14 protein-coding genes and 1 pseudogene are annotated in these 19,050 nt (G+C 60.5%); 11 read left to right on the top strand and 4 right to left on the bottom strand.

The genetic code is table 11. From position 1 onward, the window contains the following. Positions 1-11: 11 nt before the first annotated feature. The 8 genes and pseudogenes from ACYZTX_RS28235 to ACYZTX_RS28200 all read left to right on the top strand — a co-directional run bounded on the left by ACYZTX_RS28235 (position 12) and on the right by ACYZTX_RS28200 (position 9,368). A complete protein-coding gene (locus ACYZTX_RS28235) occupies positions 12-2,273 on the top strand; it encodes a heavy metal translocating P-type ATPase (protein WP_462036764.1) in 2,262 nt (753 codons plus the stop codon). Between the two features lie 15 nt (positions 2,274-2,288). Beyond that, the gene (locus tag ACYZTX_RS28230) at positions 2,289-3,152 is read left to right on the top strand and encodes a LysR family transcriptional regulator (RefSeq protein WP_462036763.1); all 864 of its coding nucleotides are present in this window, start codon (positions 2,289-2,291) and stop codon (positions 3,150-3,152) included. Between the two features lie 223 nt (positions 3,153-3,375). Then, entirely contained in the window at positions 3,376-4,452 is a 1,077-nt protein-coding gene (locus ACYZTX_RS28225) for a putative 2-aminoethylphosphonate ABC transporter ATP-binding protein (RefSeq protein WP_462036762.1), read from the top strand. Then, positions 4,452-6,176 carry a putative 2-aminoethylphosphonate ABC transporter permease subunit gene (locus ACYZTX_RS28220; RefSeq protein WP_462036761.1) on the top strand — a complete coding sequence of 575 codons (1,725 nt, stop codon included), beginning with the start codon at positions 4,452-4,454 and terminating at the stop codon, positions 6,174-6,176. Before ACYZTX_RS28225 ends, ACYZTX_RS28220 begins: the two co-directional genes overlap by 1 nt. A gap of 49 nt (positions 6,177-6,225) precedes the next feature. Further along, on the top strand, positions 6,226-7,251 hold the full coding sequence (locus tag ACYZTX_RS28215; RefSeq protein ID WP_462036760.1) for a putative 2-aminoethylphosphonate ABC transporter substrate-binding protein: 1,026 nt from the start codon (positions 6,226-6,228) through the stop codon (positions 7,249-7,251). 145 nt (positions 7,252-7,396) lie between these two features. Further along, a complete protein-coding gene (locus ACYZTX_RS28210; RefSeq protein WP_462036759.1) occupies positions 7,397-8,530 on the top strand; it encodes a TIGR03364 family FAD-dependent oxidoreductase in 1,134 nt (377 codons plus the stop codon). Between the two features lie 40 nt (positions 8,531-8,570). After that, positions 8,571-8,860 (top strand): annotated as a pseudogene (locus tag ACYZTX_RS28205) (HD domain-containing protein); the annotation flags it as partial. Positions 8,861-8,945: 85 nt separating this feature from the next. Then, positions 8,946-9,368, top strand: a complete 423-nt coding sequence (locus tag ACYZTX_RS28200; protein WP_462036758.1) for a hypothetical protein — start codon at positions 8,946-8,948, stop codon at positions 9,366-9,368. 110 nt (positions 9,369-9,478) lie between these two features. Here the strand turns inward: ACYZTX_RS28200 and ACYZTX_RS28195 are convergent, their stop codons facing one another. Both ACYZTX_RS28195 and ACYZTX_RS28190 read right to left on the bottom strand, forming a co-directional pair. After that, a complete protein-coding gene (locus ACYZTX_RS28195) occupies positions 9,479-10,855 on the bottom strand; it encodes a GTPase/DUF3482 domain-containing protein (RefSeq protein ID WP_462036757.1) in 1,377 nt (458 codons plus the stop codon). Next, positions 10,848-12,227, bottom strand: a complete 1,380-nt coding sequence (locus ACYZTX_RS28190; protein WP_462036756.1) for a DUF2868 domain-containing protein — start codon at positions 12,225-12,227, stop codon at positions 10,848-10,850. The genes ACYZTX_RS28195 and ACYZTX_RS28190 overlap by 8 nt, the downstream gene beginning before the upstream one ends. A gap of 85 nt (positions 12,228-12,312) precedes the next feature. On the opposite strand from ACYZTX_RS28190, the gene ACYZTX_RS28185 reads away from it, so the two are divergent. Next, positions 12,313-12,825, top strand: coding sequence for a dihydrofolate reductase (locus ACYZTX_RS28185; protein WP_462036755.1), 513 nt, complete (start codon positions 12,313-12,315; stop codon positions 12,823-12,825). Positions 12,826-12,945: 120 nt separating this feature from the next. Here the strand turns inward: ACYZTX_RS28185 and ACYZTX_RS28180 are convergent, their stop codons facing one another. Beyond that, positions 12,946-14,337, bottom strand: coding sequence for an L-cystine transporter (locus tag ACYZTX_RS28180; protein WP_462036754.1), 1,392 nt, complete (start codon positions 14,335-14,337; stop codon positions 12,946-12,948). 242 nt (positions 14,338-14,579) lie between these two features. Here ACYZTX_RS28180 and ACYZTX_RS28175 point away from each other — a divergent pair, with 242 nt between their 5' ends. Continuing rightward, positions 14,580-15,641, top strand: a complete 1,062-nt coding sequence (locus tag ACYZTX_RS28175) for an HAD family hydrolase (RefSeq protein WP_462036753.1) — start codon at positions 14,580-14,582, stop codon at positions 15,639-15,641. 71 nt (positions 15,642-15,712) lie between these two features. After that, positions 15,713-17,079, top strand: a protein-coding gene (locus ACYZTX_RS28170; RefSeq protein WP_462036752.1) for an IS3 family transposase whose coding sequence is annotated in 2 segments (ribosomal slippage) — positions 15,713-16,202 and positions 16,202-17,079 — 1,368 coding nt in all. Because the reading frame shifts where the segments join, the coding sequence is not laid out codon by codon here. A gap of 101 nt (positions 17,080-17,180) precedes the next feature. Here the strand turns inward: ACYZTX_RS28170 and ilvD are convergent. Next, complete coding sequence (gene ilvD, locus ACYZTX_RS28165) at positions 17,181-19,022, bottom strand: dihydroxy-acid dehydratase (RefSeq protein ID WP_462036751.1); 1,842 nt, start codon at positions 19,020-19,022, stop codon at positions 17,181-17,183. Between the last annotated feature and the right edge of the window lie 28 nt (positions 19,023-19,050).

Below are 19,050 nucleotides of genomic sequence, written 5' to 3'. Positions count from 1 at the left end.
GACGCGACCCAATGAGCGATTCCCTTCACACGCACAAACCCGAGGCTGATCACGATCACAGCCACAGACTGCAGCCTGTGTCCCAGCATGACCATGGCGGCCACGGGGATTCCTGCTGTTCTTCGAAAGTGGCGGCGCCATCGCTGATCAAGTTGAGCGACAAGCCAACCACCGGCGCGCGTCTGAGCAGTTTCCGCATTGACGCCATGGACTGCCCGACCGAGCAGACGCTGATCCAGAACAAACTCGGCAAACTCGCGGGTGTGCAGCAACTGGAATTCAACCTGATCAACCGCGTGTTAGGCGTCACCCATGACCTGCCGACCACTGCGCCGATCATCGAGGCAATCAAGTCGCTGGGCATGCTGGCCGAACCGATGGAGCAGGGCACCGAAGCGCCAGCGCCAATCCCCGAGAAAAAGCACTGGTGGCCCTTGGCGCTGTCCGGCGTGGGTGCGCTGGCTGCAGAAGTTATCCACTTCACCAACGTCGCACCGACGTGGGTGGTGGCAATCATCGCGCTGATCTCGATCCTCAGTGGCGGCTTGACCACCTACAAGAAAGGCTGGATCGCGCTCAAAAACCTCAACCTGAACATCAACGCGCTGATGAGCATCGCGGTGACCGGCGCAATCCTGATTGGTCAGTGGCCGGAAGCCGCGATGGTTATGTTCCTGTTCACCGTGGCCGAGTTGATCGAGGCCAAATCTCTGGACCGGGCGCGAAACGCCATCAGCGGCCTGATGCAGATGACCCCGGAACAGGCCACGGTGCAGCAAGCCGACGGCAGCTGGGTCTCGCAGTCCGTGAAAACCATCGAGCTGGGCGCGCGAGTGCGGGTACGTCCCGGCGAGCGGATTGGACTGGACGGCGAAGTAGTGTCGGGCAGTTCGACCATCGATCAGGCGCCGATCACCGGCGAAAGCTTGCCGGTTGAGAAAGCCGTAGGCGACAAGGTGTTCGCCGGCACCATCAATCAGGCGGGTTCTCTTGAATACACAGTGACCGCTGCGGCCAACAATTCGACGTTGGCGCGGATCATCCACGCTGTCGAGCAGGCTCAAGGTGCGCGGGCCCCGACTCAGCGATTCGTTGACCAGTTTTCAAAAATCTACACCCCCGCAGTGTTCATCTTCGCCCTCGCGGTGGCGGTGATTCCGCCACTGTTCATGGGCGCCGTGTGGTTCGACTGGATCTACCGGGCGCTGGTGTTGCTGGTGGTCGCGTGCCCGTGTGCACTGGTGATTTCCACGCCAGTGACCATCGTCAGCGGCTTGGCGGCAGCGGCACGCAAGGGGATTCTGGTGAAGGGCGGCGTCTATCTTGAGGGTGGTTACAAGCTCGACTACCTGGCTTTGGACAAGACCGGCACCATCACCCACGGCAAACCGGTGCAGACCGATTATCTGTCCCTCGAGCCAACCACTGAGGAAGCAGCCCCGGCGATTGCAGCGGCGCTGGCCGGTCGCTCGGATCACCCGGTGTCCTTGGCCATCGCCAACGCGGCTGTGGATAAACAATTCGCGCCGCTCGTTGTGGATAACTTCGAGGCGCTGGCCGGCCGCGGCGTACGTGGCGAAATCAACGGTCAGACGTATCACTTGGGCAACCACCGCCTGGTGGAAGAACTGGGCCTGTGCTCGCCAGCGCTGGAGGAGAAGCTGTTTGCCCTGGAAAAACAGGGCAAGTCCGTGGTGCTGCTGCTCGACAAGTCCGGCCCGCTGGCGCTGTTCGCCGTGGCCGATACGGTCAAAGAGTCCAGCCGCGAGGCGATCCAGCAACTGCACGATCTGGGCATCAAGACCCTGATGCTCACCGGCGATAACGTCCACACCGCTCAGGCGATTGCCGCGCAAGTCGGCATCGACGAGGCCAAGGGCGATCTGTTGCCGACCGACAAGCTGCAAGCCATCGAAGCCCTTTATGCACAAGGCCATAACGTCGGCATGGTCGGCGACGGCATCAACGACGCACCAGCGCTGGCGCGGGCCGAGATTGGTTTCGCCATGGCGGCGGCGGGTACGGATACCGCCATCGAAACCGCCGATGTCGCCCTGATGGACGACGATCTGCGCAAGATCCCGACCTTTATCCGGCTGTCACGGCAGACTTCCCGCATCCTCAAACAAAACATTGCCCTGGCATTGGTCATCAAAGCGATCTTTCTTGGAGTAACCTTCGCTGGGATCGCCACCATGTGGATGGCGGTGTTCGCCGACATGGGCGTGAGTCTGTTGGTGGTGTTCAACGGTTTGCGCCTGCTGCGCAAATAACGATGGGGGAAGGGTGTGCTGAGTGCCGAGCTGAAGGCGTTTTATATGGTTGCCCGCCTGGGCAGCATTACCCTGGCGGCGAAAAAACTCGGCCTGAGTCAACCCACGGTGACGACCCAGATTCGCCATCTGGAGAGTCAGTACTCGGTTGAGCTGTTCTACCGTGGCGGCCGTCGCCTCAGCGTCAGCGATGAAGGCGCGCGGTTGCTGCCGATGGTCAAGGCGCTGTTGCAGCAGGAAGCCGACATTGAGTTTTTCCTGCGCAACAGCGGTCAGGTCCAGGGCACGTTGCGCATTGCGGCCACCGCGCCGTATTACATCCTCGATCTGGTGAAGACCTTTCGCGAGCGCTTGCCGCACGTAGAGGTGTCGGTAGAAATCGGCAACTCTCAGCAAGTGCTGGAGGCGCTCGAGGAGTACCGTGTGGACATCGCGGCGTCGTCGCAGTTGCTCGACGATGCGCGGCTGATCCGCCGCGTGCTCGGCAGTGATCCGCTGGTGCTGGCGGTGCATCGCAATCATCCGCTGGCGGTCCACGACCATGTACCGCTCAGTGCGTTGGCCGGGCATACGTTGTTGATGCGCGAGTCGGGCTCGACCACTCGCTGCCTGACCGAGGAAATGTTGGCCAACGCCGGGGTGAGTTTCGGGCCTTTGCTGGAGATTGGTAGCCGTGAGTCGATCCGTGAGGCGGTGCTGCGCAACATCGGCATCAGCATCATTGCCCGGCAGGAAGTGCCGCACGATCCCCAGTTGCGGGTGCTGACCATCGAGAATGCGCCGCAGATTCCAGAGTATTTGTACTGCCTCAAGGAACGAAAAGGCGCGCGGCTGCCGGCGGCGTTTCTCGGGTTGGCGCAGGAAATGGCTCCGGCCTGAGAGTTACGCTGACTGTGCAGGCCTCTTCGCGAGCAAGCCCGCTCCCACAGGGGAACGCATTCCAAAATGTGGGAGCGGGCTTGCTCGCGAAGGGGCCAGACCAGACAACCCATCACTCAACCCAAATCCTTGAATACCACTATCAGCCGATTTTGCCTCACTGCCACATGACGGACGCATTACAAATCTAGGATGGCCTTCATCTGCTTGATGAGGCCTGTCCATGAACCACTCGATCGCAACTGCCCTGACTAACCCCGGCGCCCCGATGAAAGTGCGCGGCGTGCAGAAACGCTTCGGCGCGTTCACCGCGCTGGATAACGTTTCCCTCGACGTGGCGGCCGGTGAACTGGTGTGTTTGCTCGGTCCGTCAGGTTGTGGCAAAACCACCTTGTTGCGCTGCATCGCCGGTCTGGAGAAGCAAGACAGCGGCGAGTTGTACCTTGGCGATCGCGACGTTTCCCACCTGGCGCCCCAAGCGCGGGACTACGGCATTCTGTTTCAGTCCTACGCGCTGTTCCCCAATCTCACCGTCGAAGCGAACATCGCCTACGGCCTCGCGGGCAGTGGTCGCGATGAAGTGCGCCAGCGTGTCGGTCAGATGCTGGAACTGGTCGGCCTGATCGGCAGTGAGAAAAAATACCCCGGCCAATTGTCTGGCGGCCAACAGCAGCGTGTCGCGCTGGCTCGGGCATTGGCGCCGGCGCCTTCGTTGCTGCTGCTCGACGAACCGATGTCGGCCCTCGACGCCCGAGTCCGCGAGCATCTGTGCACCGAACTGCGCCAACTGCAGCGCAACCTCGGCGTCACCACCCTGATGGTCACGCACAATCAGGACGAAGCGATGCTGATGGCCGACCGCATCGCCGTGATGAACAACGGCAAGGTTGAGCAATACGCCACGCCGCAGGAAATCTACGACCGTCCGGCGACGCCATTTGTGGCGGAGTTCGTCGGGCAGGGCAACTGGCTGCCGTTTCACCGTAGCAGCGACAGCCATGCGCAAGTTGGCGGGATGAGCATGCGCCTGGCGGATGGCAGCGCTAAAACGACGTCGGGTCGTCTGTTTTGCCGCCCCGAAGCGATCAACGTCAACCCGCCCGTGCATGAAGAGAACCTGTTCCCGGCCAAGGTTCGCGAGATTACTTTCCTCGGCAATCGCTGCCGCATGAGCTTCGAACTCGATCAACTGCCAGGCCACGCATTGCTGGCGGAACTCGCGCCAGAAGCGATGCCGCGTCTCGGCGCGCAGCAGATCATGGTCGCCTTGCCACCGCGCAGCCTGCAGGTGTTCGCCTGATGAGCGCGAACATCGCGCTGCCGATACCGCACAAGCAGGTTCGGCAGACCTCCCGTGCCGAGATCGGCGACCGGGTGTTCGTGGTCGGCGGCAAAGTCCTTTTGCTGGTGTTACTCGGCGTTGCGGTGTTGATGCCGTTGCTGGCGATCTTCTGGCGCGGTTTCAGTTCTGAAGCCGGGCAGGGTGGTGGCCTGGTCGCTGCACGAGAACTGGTCACCAGTGCGAACTTCCACTGGCTGCTCGGCAATAGCCTTAAAGTTTCCCTCAGCGTTGCGGCCATTGTCGTTCCGCTGGCTTACCTGTTTGCCTACGCGCTGCAACGCACCTTGATTCCGGGCAAAGGCATCTGGCGTGGGATGTCACTGTTGCCACTGATGGCGCCGTCGATGCTGCCGGGTATCGCACTGGTTTATCTGTTCGGCAACCAGGGCATGCTGCGCGGTTTGCTCTCGGACAATATCTACGGCTTCTGGGGCATTGTTCTGGGCGAGGTCATCTACACCTTCCCACACGCTTTGATGATTCTGCTGTCGGCGTTGTCCCTGGCGGATGCGCGACTCTTCGATGCGGCCTCCAGCATGGGCGCCAGTCCGGCGAAAGCTTTCCGTAGCATCACCTGGCCGGCGACGCGTCAGGCGGTGTTCGCGGCGTTCTGTCTGGTGTTCACCCTGACCATCACTGACTTCGGTGTGCCTGTGGTGGTCGGTGGCGATTATCAAGTACTGGCGCTGGAAGCCTACAAGGCCGTGGTCGGCCAACAACAGTTCGGTCGCGGCGCGTTGATCGGCATGGTCCTGCTGCTGCCGGCGCTGTTCAGCTTCGGGGTCGACGCCTGGTTGCGTCGGCGTCACGGCGATTCCATGAGCGGCCGGGCGCAGGTTTTTCAACCAGCGCCGTCGAAGCTGCGGGACGGTTGCTACCTGGCCATCGTGTTGCTGATCTGCGCGGTGTTGCTGTTGGTGTTCGGCATGGCGGTGTACTCGTCGCTGGTGAAATTCTGGCCGTACAACCTGTCGCTGTCGCTCAACCATTATCAGTTCAACGACACGGCGGGCGGTGGCTGGCTGGCCTACGGCAACAGCGTGAAAATGGCCCTGTGCACGGCGTTGATCGGCAGCGTGCTGATCTTCACCGGCGCCTACCTGATGGAAAAAACCAAGGGCCAAAGCGGGCTGAATCTGATCCTGCGCATGCTCAGTTTCGTACCGATGGCGGTGCCGGGTCTGGTGCTGGGTTTGGGTTACGTCTTCTTCTTCAACCTTAGCGGCAACCCGCTGCATGTGCTCTACGGAACAATGACCCTGCTGGTGGTCTGCACCATTGCTCACTATTTGACCACCGCGCAAATGACCGCCACCACCGCGCTGCGCCAGCTCGACGCCGAGTTCGAAGCTGCCGCGCTGTCGCTCAAGGCGCCGCTGTACCGGCATTACCTGCGGGTCACCGTGCCGATCTGCCTGCCGGCACTGCTGGACATCGTGCGCTACCTGTTCGTCTCGGCCATGACCACCGTTTCGGCGGCGATCTTCCTCTACAGCCCCGACACCATCCTCGCGGCGGTGGCGGTGCTGAACATGGACGACGCCGGCAACGTCGGCGGCGCGGCGGCGATGTCGACCCTGATTCTGTTCACCTCGGCGGGCGTGTCCCTGCTGCTGGCCTGGGCCTCGCGCGGTTTGTTGCGCCGCTCCCAGGCCTGGCGGCAGACCGTGCCTGGCCATTGATTCCCTGCTCCTCAAACCCCAAAGCCTTCAACTCAAACAGGAAAAGATCATGTTCAAGCCCCTGGCCCTGGCCGCTGCTGTCCTCACCGCTTTCAGCCTGAACGCCTTCGCGGCGACTACCGAGTTGACGGTGTACACCGCCCTCGAAGCCGAACAACTGAAGACTTACAAAGAAGCCTTCGAAAAAGCCAACCCGGACATCGAGATCAAGTGGGTGCGCGACTCCACGGGGATCATCACCGCCAAGCTGCTGGCCGAAAAAGCCCGTCCGCAGGCTGACGCGGTCTGGGGGCTGGCGGCCTCGAGCCTGGCGATCCTCGATCAGCAAGGCATGCTGCAAAGCTATGCGCCGAAGGATCTTGGCAAGATCGGCGGCAACTACCGCGACGCCGCTAACCCGCCCGCCTGGGTCGGCATGGACGTCTGGGCCGCAACCATTTGCTTCAACACCGTCGAAGCCGAAAAGCAGGGCCTGAGCAAACCCGTGAGCTGGCAGGACCTGACCAAACCTGAGTACAAAGGCAAGATCGTGATGCCGAACCCGGCCTCGTCCGGCACCGGTTTCCTCGACGTCAGCGCCTGGCTGCAAACCTTCGGCGAGAAGCAGGGCTGGCAGTACATGGACGACCTGCACCAGAACATTGGCCAGTACGTTCACTCCGGTTCCAAGCCGTGCAAGCTGGCAGCTGCGGGTGAGTTCCCGATTGGTATTTCCTTTGAATACCCGGCCGTTCAGTTGAAGCGCCAGGGCGCGCCGCTGGACATCATCCTGCCGAAAGAAGGCCTGGGTTGGGAGATCGAAGCCACCGCCGTGATCAAGGGCACACCGCATGAAGACGCGGCGAAGAAACTGGCTGACTTCTCCGCCAGTCCGGCGGCAATGGAGCTTTATAAAGAGAACTTCGCGGTGCTCGCTCAGCCGGGTATTGCCAAGCCGCAGACCGAGTTGCCGGCGGATTATGAGCAGCGTTTGATCAAGAACGACTTTGCCTGGGCGTCGAAGAATCGCGATGAAATCCTCACCGAATGGCGCAAGCGCTATGACGGTAAGTCCGAGAAAGTGGTTGCCAAGTAAGATCTTCATCGGCTGACGGGCCTCTTCGCGAGCAGGCTCGCTCCCACATTTGTTCTGTGGCGCGGACAAAATTCATGTCCACCACAAAACCCCTGTGGGAGCGAGCCTGCTCGCGAAGGCGGCTTCAAATTCAGGACATCACTTGATGACACAACACAACGACATGCTGATCGTCGGCGCCGGCATTCTTGGCCTGTCCCACGCCTACGCCGCCGCCAAACGCGGTCTCAAAGTCACGGTTTTCGAGCGCAGCGAAACACCTTTGGGCGCCTCGGTACGCAACTTCGGCCAGGCACTGGTCACTGGCCAACCACCGGGCCCGATGCTCGAACTGGCCAAGGCCAGCCGCGAGATCTGGGGCCAATGGGCGCAGCTCGCCGGTCTGCAACTCAAGCGCAACGGCTCGTACCTGTTTGCCCGCACCGAAGCAGAAGAACACCTGCTGGAAGCCTTTTGCGCCGGCCGCGCCGTGGAACACGGATACCGCGTCGAGCTGCTGCGCTGCGCTGCGTTACGCGATGTGTACGGCGGTCAGTTCAGGCATCATCGCGCGGCGTTGCACGGGATGGACGATCAGCAGTTGTATTCGCGCGAAGCGATTCCGGCGCTGATCGACTACCTGCGCCGCGAGCTTGGCGTCGCGTTTCACTTCTCCACCCTGGTGCGCGACATCGAGCCGGGCCGCCTGCACAGCACCGCCGGAACCTTCAGCGCCGAACAGATCATCGTCTGTTCCGGGCACGATTATCAGACGCTGCTGGCCGAGCCGATCGCCGAACTCAACCCGCAAATCTGTCGCCTGCAAATGCTCCGCGCCCGACCGAAAATCAACCTCAACCTGCAACACGCCTTGCTCACCGGTTTGAGCTGCGTGCACTACGGCGCCTTCGCCGATCTGCCGGAAGCGGCGGCGGTGCACGCGCAAATCCTGCGAGAGGAACCGCATCTGCATGAAAACGGCATTCACCTGCTGATCAGCCCGACGCCTCACGGTGAATTGATCATCGGCGACTCCCACCATTACGGCAGCGACCCGTCGCCGTTCAATGCCGAACAGGTGGACCATTGGATGATTGAACTCGCAGAACACACCCTGGGTTGCAAGGTGCAAGTGGTGGAACGCTGGCAGGGTGTCTATGGTTCTCGGGGACCGGGGCCGTTCTCGTTCCTGCGTCCGATGCCGGGTGTGAGCGTGGCACTGATGCACACGGGTGTCGGCATGAGCGTCGGGCCGGCGATGGCTGAACGTAACGTCGCGACTTTATTGGGAGACCTCTGATGGACCGCAATGAGCAAGTGATCGCCGAGGTGTTTGGTAGAACATGGGCGGCTTCGGCGTGGTCAGTCACGAGCGGTTGGGCGCGGATTATTTGCGTCGCGCAGGTTTCAGCGAGCGCATGGCGCGGCTGGTGGAATACCACGTTCAGGCCAAGCGTTACCTGACGCTCAAAGAGCCTGGGTATTACGAGAGATTGAGCGAAGCCAGTCGCCGGACCCTGGAGTATCAGGGCGGGGTGATGAGCAAGCCAAGGACGTGGGCGTTCCAGTGATGGACCTCGCCGTCTTGAAGCGCAAGGCCGCGAATGCCTTGTCCGGCGAGGCGCGTTGAGTTGTCTCACAGGCAATAGGGAAGCGGTGGATGGATTGCCTTGCGGTATCGGGCCAGTCTGGGCTTTTCCCAAGGAAGCGCACGGATGCGTTATTTGAAAGTGATTGCACAGGATCGAAGCGGTCAGGGTGCGGCGGCTACCGTTGATTTTGAGTTCTATGAAAATGATCAGAGGCAGCGCAAGGCAACGGATGCGGATCTCAAGCGGCTCAAATCTTTCAGCACAACCTATTTGAAATGCGCCTGGTTCAACGCCGGTGAAGGTGAGACGCGGCACTTGCGAATCTTCTCGCAGAATCCAACTGCGGACGGTACGCCTGAGACGGTGCGCCTGCATTTTCATGAAGGGCCGGTGATTGTCTATAAAGCAGCAGCTCGCGATCTTGATAACGATGGGGGTTTCGAGCTGATATTGAGTTCGGACGTGGACAATGACGGGCGGGCGAATCGCACGGATCGTAATCGTGTCAGGTCGTTGGTGCGGGAGTTTTTGAAGGCCTGTGTATAAACCCGGGACCGAGTCGCGGCTTTCGCGAGCAGGCTCGCTCCCACAGTGGAACGCGTACTCCTTGTGGGAGCGAGCCTGCTCGCGAAGGGGTCGGTCCCGACACCACAGATCTAAAGCTGCTGCGCCAACACCTCAACCTGCTCCTGCCTTTGCGCCTGACTCAACTTCGCATGAGGATTGAGCGACGACCACTGCGGATGCGCCCGCGCCTTGTTCAGTGCCTCGGGCAGTTTGCCTTCGCGCCAGGTTTTGTCCTGGGGCGTGGCCACTTGAATGCTGTCCATCGCCGCATGCCCTCGCGCATTGAGCGCTTGCAGCAGTTGCCGCTGACGCAATGCCAATAGCCGCAGCACGCTGTCATCGACGGTCAGCTCTCGCTGCCCTTTGATCTTGCCCAGCAAGCGGCTGCCATAACTGCGGGCGGTTTGCAGAGCTCCGCCTGCGATCGCCCCGGCCAGTGCCGCTGCGCCAAGGGTCAGCCCGCCCACCAACAGGTCGACGCCCGCCCCGGCTACCGCGCCGGCAGCGATACCGCCACCGACTCGCACGCCCAGCAGTTTCAGGGTTTGCGGGTTGAACAGGTCGTCACCCCAGCGGCCATCAAGCAGCGGCAGATCACTGGCCGCCGCGTCCTGTGGACGGAAGGCGTAGAGCTTGAGCAGCGCTTCGACGCAGCGTTGCTCCCGTTGTCGAACGGCTTTGCGCAGTTCGTTGATGGCCTGCTGTTCTTGCTCGGCTTCACTGACCACGCTGCGCCGGTAGGCGGCACAGTCGATCAATAATTCGGCAATCAGCCGCGCCGCACTTTGTTGCCGGGCCTGGCGTTGGGCTTGCTGATCGGCGATCAGGCGTTCCAGTTGTGGGCGGGCGCTTTCCAACAGCAGCGCGAGGCTTTCATAGAGCCGACGTTCGCCGTCCTCCGGCGGTGCGACGCTGTCGAAGCGCACCAGCGCATGCAAACCGAGGCGTGCCAACGCTTCGCGCCAATCCGGCTCGCGGTGGTTGGCGCTGCTGACAAAATTCAGTACCGGCAGCAGCGGTTTGCCGCAGCTGGCCAACACTTCCAGTTCGTCGCGGTACTTGGCCAGCACCGGTTCCCGGGCGTCGATCACGTAGAGACCGGCGTCGCAGGTCAGCAGTTGCCGCAGCACCTTGGCTTCCTGTTCGAAACGTTGCCGGGCTTCGCTGCCCTCAAGGAATCGCGCCAGACGCGCCGGGCCGTCGAGGCGTTCACCTGGTCGCTCCAGACGTTCGAGGTAGTCGAGCAGAACGATGGCGTCTTCCAGGCCGGGGGTGTCGTAGAGGTCGAGCAAAGGCTCGCCATCCACCGACAACCGTGCGCCTTCGACGTGTCGCGTGGTGCTGGGGCGATGAGACACCTCACCGAAACCGACATCGCGGGTCAGGGTGCGCAGCAACGAGGTTTTGCCGACGTTGGTGTGGCCGACCACGGCGAGCTTCAAGGGCGGTGTCCATGGATTAGTCATGACCGGTCTCCAGCCAGTTCAACGGCGCGCAATCGGCGAACGGCAAGTCCAACTGCTGCAGCGCCACGTGCCAGTCACCCAGCCTTTCGGCATCCAGCGCTTCGCCCGGCGGTGCTTGCAGCAGCCAGACGCGAGTGGCGCTGGCGCTGCGAGCCAGTTCGGCGATCAATGCCAGACTGCCGCGGTCCGGCGAACGTTGCGGATCGCAGGCGATGGCCAGACGGGCAGGAGGGAAGCGGCTCAGCTGTTCGAGGAGTTTGTGCCGCGATTCGCGACTGTCGAGAATGCCGGCGTTGCTCACGGTTTTCGGCAGTGGCGGCGGCCACTGGCGTTGATCGTCCAGCTCGATGGCCACCAGCAGCGCGCCATCGCTTGGCAGGTCGCTGACACCGCTTTCAATACGATGCAGTTGCTCTGGCGCAGCGTCGCTGATGCCCAGGCGTTCGCTGGTGGGCATCAGCCGTTCGCGCAGTTGGGCGTAACCGGGCAGGTTCAAATCCAGGTGCAATGCCGCTTGGCCGGTTTTCCAGCGCCACAGGCAAAACAGCGCCAGCAACAGCCGTGGCAAAACACCGTAGACCACTAGCACGCCGACCAGCCAGGTGGCCCAGGCCTGACGGGCGCTTTCGATGTTCAGCGCGGCATCGCCGCTGGCGCGGATCATCTCCACGGTCGGTACGTTGAAACCCAGCAAGGCCGGCAGGGCGCCGAGGGCTTGGGTCATGGCGACGAAGGTGTCGCCGCTGAGGAGGGTGGTTTCCCAGACGAAGCCATAACGCCGGGTCGCCATCAGCATCAGCAGCATCACCAGGGCGCTGAGCATCGCCAGCAGCCACAAACCGTTGACCAGCACACCGATCGCCCAGCAATTGAGTTTCTGTCGTTGCAGCAATAGCAGCAGGGCCGGGGCCAGTTGCGCGGCTTTGGCATCGCGAGCGAGTTTTTCGCTGAGCCATAACCATAAGCGTCCGAGGGTGGCGCCGTGTTCGCCGGCGAAGACCAGGCCCACTGCCCAGCTCAGCAACAAAATCAGGTTCAGCCCGAGCAAACTGCCCAAGGCCCAGAACACATTGACCGGAGTTTGTCCGTCGCCCAGCGCGGCAAACGCCAGGCCGGCGCCGCTGGCGACGGCGAGAACAGCCAGTACCAACAGTGCCAGCCGCGCACCTTGCAGCCAATGTTTGAGGGCGCTGCTCAGTCCATCGCGCTCGGCCAGCCACAGGGCGCGGCGCGCAATACGTGTCGGCAGATCGCCGCCCGCGCTGCGGGCCAGTCGGTTGGCTTCCAGGTCCTCCAGGGGGCCGGCGTGTTCTTCACGCAGGCGCACCGTCTCGGTCAGCCAGAGGTTTTGCAGTGGAGTCAGTTCAGTCACGCGGCATCCCGTCGCTCAATTGAACGGTGAGCATAACCGCTGTGGCGCTTATCGGGGTACGGGAGGCTCTGGTATCCTCGCCGACATGACTAAATCACTCCCCCTCAGCCTGATCGCAGCCCTCGGTGAAAACCGTGTGATCGGCGTCGACAACAGCATGCCCTGGCACCTGCCGGGGGACTTCAAATACTTCAAGGCCACCACCCTCGGCAAGCCGATCATCATGGGTCGCAAGACCTGGGATTCCCTCGGTCGACCGTTGCCGGGCCGGTTAAACATCGTGGTCAGCCGTCAGGCGGATCTGCAGCTGGACGGCGCGGAGGTTTATCCGTCGCTTGAAGCGGCGGTGGTTCGGGCGCAGGAATGGGCGAACGAGCAAGGCGTCGATGAGGTGATGCTGATTGGCGGGGCGCAGTTGTATGCGCAGGGGTTGGCTCAGGCTGATCGGCTGTATTTGACGCGCGTGGCGTTGAGCCCGGAAGGAGATGCGTGGTTTCCGGAGTTTGATTTGAAGGCGTGGAAGCTGGTGTCGAATGTTCCGAATGCGGCGGAAGGCGACAAGCCAGGGTACAACTTCGAGGTGTGGGAAAAAGCCTAAAAGCTTCGCGAGCAAGCCCGCTCCCACATGGATTGCGGTGAAACACAAAACGAGTGAACACCACTGAACCCTGTGGGAGCGGGCTTGCCCGCGAAGAGGCCCGCTCAGTCGCTGACAGACTTAAGCCTGAGCCAACTGCGCATGCTCCTCCGCATCCAGCAGTTCTTTATCCGTCTGCTGCATGATCTGGCTGGTAATCGCCCCCGCCGTAATCGAACCACTGACGTTCAATGCCGTACGACCCATGTCGATCAGCGGCTCAACCGAAATCAGCAACGCCACCAGTGACACCGGCAACCCCATCGCCGGCAGCACGATCAACGCGGCAAACGTCGCGCCACCACCGACGCCGGCCACACCGGCCGAACTCAGCGTCACAATCGCCACCAACGTCGCGATCCACAGCGGATCCAGCGGGTTGATGCCCACGGTCGGCGCCACCATCACCGCCAGCATCGCCGGGTACAGACCGGCACAGCCATTCTGGCCAATGGTCGCACCGAACGAAGCGGCGAAACTGGCGATGGACTGTGGAATACCCAAACGGCTGGTCTGGGCTTCGATACTCAGCGGAATCGTCGCAGCGCTGGAGCGGCTGGTGAAGGCAAACGTCAGCACCGGCCAGATCTTGCGGAAGAAACGCAGCGGGTTGATCCCGGCGGCCGACACCAGCAGGCCATGGACCACAAACATCAGGCCCAGCCCGACGTAGGAAACCACCACGAAACTGCCGAGTTTGATGATGTCTTGCAGGTTGGAGCCGGCGACCACTTTGGTCATCAGCGCCAATACACCGTACGGGGTCAGCTTCATCACCAGACGCACCAGACGCATCACCCAGGCTTGCAGGGTGTCGATAGCGTTGATCACTTTCTGACCTTTCTCGACATCATCCTTTAGCAGTTGCAGCGCCGCGACGCCGAGAAATGCAGCGAAAATCACCACGCTGATGATCGAGGTCGGCTTGGCCCGAGCGAGGTCGGCGAAGGGGTTTTGCGGAATGAACGACAGCAGCAACTGCGGCACATTCAGGTCCGCGACCTTGCCCGCGTAGTCTGTCTGGATGGTTTGCAGGCGAGCCATTTCCTGAGTGCCCGCGACCAGACCTTCAGCAGTCAGACCAAACAGGTTGGTCAAGCCGATACCGATCAGCGCCGCAACGGCCGTCGTAAACAGCAGCGTGCCGATGGTCAAGAAGCTGATCTTGCCCAACGACGAGGCGTTGTGCAGTCGGGCCACGGCGCTGAGGATCGAGGCGAACACCAGCGGGATCACGATCATTTGCAGCAACTGCACGTAACCGTTGCCCACCAGATCGAACCAGCCGATCGAGGTTTTCAGTACCGGGTTGCCGGCACCGTAAACGGTGTGCAGGGCCACACCGAACACCACGCCCAGCACCAAGGCGAGCAGGACTTTTTTGGCCAGGCTCCACGTGGTGTGACGGGTTTGCGCCAGGCCAAACAGTAACGCGAGGAACACCAGCAGATTGAGGATCAGCGGCAGATTCATAAGAACTCCGAAAGTGACTTGTGCCAGCCACCTTCCGGGGCAGCTGCGAACCGGCAAGCCTAACAGCTTGATTTACAATGAATTAATATCAAAAAACTCTTGTGACTGTCGTTTTTGGAATAAGCCGATGTCGCTCTCAGGGATGCAGCTGGCGCGAAAGAGACGTGAGCGGTCGCAGGCAGACGGGCACCGTCACATTAATTTGTTAGCGTCGATATCTTTCAATCAGGGAGATATTGCCGATGAAGCTCGCACCGAAATTTCTGGCTGTCGCAATGGCATTGGGTTTGGGCCTCACCGGCCAAGTATTCGCTACGGATTTGAAACACTGGCCAGCCGATCAGGCCAAGGCGCTGGACGCGATGATCGCCGCCAACGCCAACAAAGGTAACTACGCGGTGTTCGACATGGACAACACCAGTTACCGCTACGACCTCGAAGAGTCGTTGCTGCCGTTCATGGAAAACAAGGGTCTGATCACCCGTGAGAAACTCGACCCCTCCCTGAAACTGATGCCGTTCAAAGACACTGCCGACCACAAGGAAAGCCTGTTCAGCTACTACTATCGCCTCTGCGAACTCGACGACATGGTTTGCTACCCATGGGTCGCCCAAGTGTTTTCCGGCTTTACCCTCCAGGAACTCAAAGGCTACGTCGATGAGTTGATGGCGTCCGGTAAACCGGTGCCTGCGACTTACTACGAAGGCGACGTGGTCAAGAACCTCGACGTCAACCCGCCGAAAATCTTCACCGGCCAGAAAGAGCTCTACAACAAGCTGATGGAGAACGGCATCGAGGTCTACGTGATGACCGCCGCCTCCGAAGAATTGGTGCGGATGGTCGCCGCCGATCCGAAGTACGGCTACAACGTGAAACCGCAGAACGTGATCGGCGTGAGCTTGCTGCTCAAGGATCCCATGTCTGGCGAACTGACCACGGCGCGCAAGCAAATCACCGCCGGCAAGTATGACGAGAAGGCCAACCTTGGCCTCGAACTGACCCCGTACTTGTGGACCCCGGCGACCTGGATGGCTGGCAAGCACGCGGCGATCCTGACCTATATCGATGAGTGGAAAAAGCCGGTTCTGGTCGGCGGCGATACACCGACCAGCGATGGTTTCATGCTGTTCCACGGCGTCGACGTGGCAAAGGGGGGCATCCACTTGTGGGTCAACCGCAAAGACAAATACATGACCCAGATTAACGGCATGATGGCCAAAAACGCTGCGGCTCAGGCCAAGGAAGGGTTGCCGGTGACGGCGGACAAGAACTGGGTGATCGTCAAGCCTGAAGAGATTCAGTAACCCTTCGATGATCGTTCCCACGCGGGAGTGGTCTGCACCCCAAAAGTTGGACACAACTGATGGGGTGTTTCATGGGTAAGTACACCGTTCAAGCGAAGTTACCAGCCGTGCAGGATTACTGTACCGGCAAAGCGGGTTTGAGAGAGGTCGCGCATCAACACGCAGTGGATTTTTCGTCGTTGCGCCAGTGGGTCGCGGCCTACCAGGTGCACGGTGCTGTGGCGTTAGAAGCAAAAAAGGTGCAGCACTACAGCGTTGAATTCAGGATGTCGGTGCTGAAGCGTATGCGTGAGGAACAGCTTTCCTATCGCCAAGTCGCGGCGTTGTTTGATATCCGGAAATTCAACATCGTCGGCGATTGGCAGCGTCGCTATGATAAAGGCGGTGAAAATGCCTTGCTCAGCCAACCCAGACGAACCGGATCTACGAAAAAGATGCCCAAACCGCCCGAACCAGCCCAGCCTCTGTTACCTGATGAGTCTCGTACCCGGGAGGAGTTGATCGCAGAGCTGAATCAACTTCGGTTGGAAATTGATTATCTAAAAAAGCTCGATGCCTTGGTTCAGAAGAAACGAGCAGCGCAAGAGAACAAGCGCAAATCGTAATCGAACTGAGGCAGCGGCACTCTCTCGACGGCCTGTTGAAAGCCGCTGGATTAGCGCGCAGCACGTTCTACTATCAGCAGAAAGTGCTCCAGGCGGCTGATAAATATGCGGATCTGAAAGCCAAGATATGCGAGGTTTTCAACGAAGACGAAGGCAAGCTTGGCTATCGCCGCGTAACGCTGGCAGTGCGCAAGGCTGGCTACGTGATCAGCTACAAAACTGTCCAGCGCCTCATGGCGGAGCTTGATCTCAGATGCCGTGTGCGTGTGAAGAAGTATCGCGCTTACAAAGGTGAGGTTGGTCGAGCCGCACCAAATCTTCTGAACCGTGATTTTCAAGCCTCACAGCCCAATCAGAAGTGGGTGACCGATGTCACGGAGTTTAAAGTGGGAGGACAGAAGCTTTATCTTTCGCCAATCCTGGACCTGTATAACGGCGAAATCATTTCCTACGATATCGCCAAACGGCCGGTGTTCAGCATGGTTGGGACAATGCTCATCGAAGCTTTTACGCGGCTCAAACCAGATGAAAAGCCCATTTTGCATTCAGACCAGGGCTGGCAGTACCGGATGCCCATTTATGGCCAGCTTCTCAAAGAGCACTCGGTCACACCGAGCATGTCACGCAAAGGCAACTGTTACGATAACGCGGCCATGGAGAGCTTCTTTGGCACGCTCAAATCAGAATTTTTTTACCTGAACAAATTCAGTAATCTGGACGAGCTTCACGCTGGTTTGGTGGATTACATCCACTATTACAATCACCGTCGCATCAAGCTGAAGCTGAACGGACTGAGCCCTGTTGAATACAGAACTCAGTCCGTTCAGATATAGGTCCACAATCGTCCAACTTTTCGGGGTCAGTCCAGAGCGTGGGAACGATCAAAAAAAAGCCCCGCACTTGGCGGGGCATTTTTTTGTTCAACGGTTAAGCATCACAGCCCGTCGAGCATTGCCTTGTTACGCACAGCACCCTTGTCGGCGCTGGTCGCCAGCAGGGCGTAGGCTTTCAGTGCGGTGGTCACTTTACGTGGACGTTTTTCCACCGGTTTCCAGCCTTTCTGATCCTGCTCGGCACGGCGCCCAGCCATTTCTTCGTCGCTGATCAACAGGTTGATCGAGCGGTTCGGAATGTCGATCAGCACTTTGTCGCCATCCTGCACCAGACCGATCGCGCCGCCCGCCGCCGCTTCTGGCGAAGCGTGGCCGATGGACAGGCCCGAAGTGCCGCCGGAGAAACGGCCGTCGGTGAGCAGGGCGCAAGCTTTGCCCAGGCCCTTGGATTTCAGGTAGGACGTCGGGTACAGCATTTCCTGCATGCCCGGGCCGCCTTTCGGGCCTTCGTAACGAATGATCACGATGTCGCCGGCCTTCACTTCGTCAGCGAGGATGCCGCGTACGGCACTGTCCTGGCTTTCGAAGATCTTCGCGTTGCCTTCGAAGACGTGGATCGATTCGTCGACGCCGGCGGTTTTCACCACGCAGCCGTCCAGCGCGATGTTGCCGTAGAGAACGGCCAGGCCGCCTTCTTTGGAATAGGCGTGTTCGACACTGCGGATGCAGCCGTTTTCACGGTCGTCGTCCAGGGTTTCCCAACGGGTCGACTGGCTGAACGCGGTTTGCGTCGGGATGCCCCCAGGGCCGGCCTTGAAGAAGTGATGCACCGCTTCGTCGCTGGTCTGGGTGATGTCCCACTTGGCGATGCCTTCGGCCAGGGTTTTGCTGTGCACGGTCGGCAGGTCAGTGTGCAGCAGACCGCCACGGGCCAGCGAGCCGAGGATGCTGAAGATCCCGCCGGCGCGATGCACGTCTTCCATGTGGTACTTCTGGATGTTCGGCGCAACTTTGCACAGTTGCGGCACGTGACGGGAGAGGCGGTCGATGTCCTTCAGATCGAAGTCGATCTCGGCTTCCTGGGCCGCGGCCAGCAAGTGCAGGATGGTGTTGGTGGAACCGCCCATGGCGATGTCCAGGGTCATGGCGTTTTCGAACGCCTTGAAGTTGGCGATGTTGCGCGGCAACACCGACTCGTCGTTCTCGCCGTAGTAACGCTTGCACAGCTCGACGATGGTGCGACCGGCCTGCAGGAACAGCTGCTCGCGGTCGCTGTGGGTGGCCAGGGTCGAACCGTTGCCCGGCAATGCCAGGCCGAGGGCTTCGACCAGGCAGTTCATCGAGTTGGCGGTGAACATGCCGGAGCACGAACCGCAGGTCGGGCAGGCGTTGCGCTCGTAGTCAGCGACTTTCTCGTCAGAAGCGCTGGAGTCGGCGGCGATCACCATGGCGTCGACGAGGTCGAGGCCGTGGCTGGCCAGCTTGGTCTTGCCGGCTTCCATCGGGCCACCGGAAACGAAAATCACCGGGATGTTCAGGCGCAGAGACGCCATCAACATGCCTGGGGTGATCTTGTCGCAGTTGGAGATGCAGACGATCGCATCGGCGCAATGGGCGTTGACCATGTATTCGACGGAGTCGGCGATGATCTCGCGGCTCGGCAGCGAATAGAGCATGCCATCGTGACCCATGGCGATGCCGTCATCCACGGCAATGGTGTTGAATTCTTTCGCTACGCCACCGGCGCGTTCGATCTCGCGGGCGACCAGTTGGCCCAGGTCCTTGAGGTGGACGTGGCCCGGTACGAACTGGGTGAAGGAGTTGGCAATGGCAATGATCGGCTTTTTGAAGTCGTCATCTTTCATCCCCGTGGCGCGCCACAGTGCGCGGGCGCCGGCCATGTTGCGGCCATGGGTAGATGTTTTCGAGCGGTAATCAGGCATGAAGCACTCCGGGCGGCTAATCAGGTAT

This window comes from Pseudomonas sp. MDT1-17 (assembly GCF_054898105.1).
Note: the sequence above shows the minus strand (reverse complement) of the source record. Positions and strands in the feature narration are given on the sequence as shown.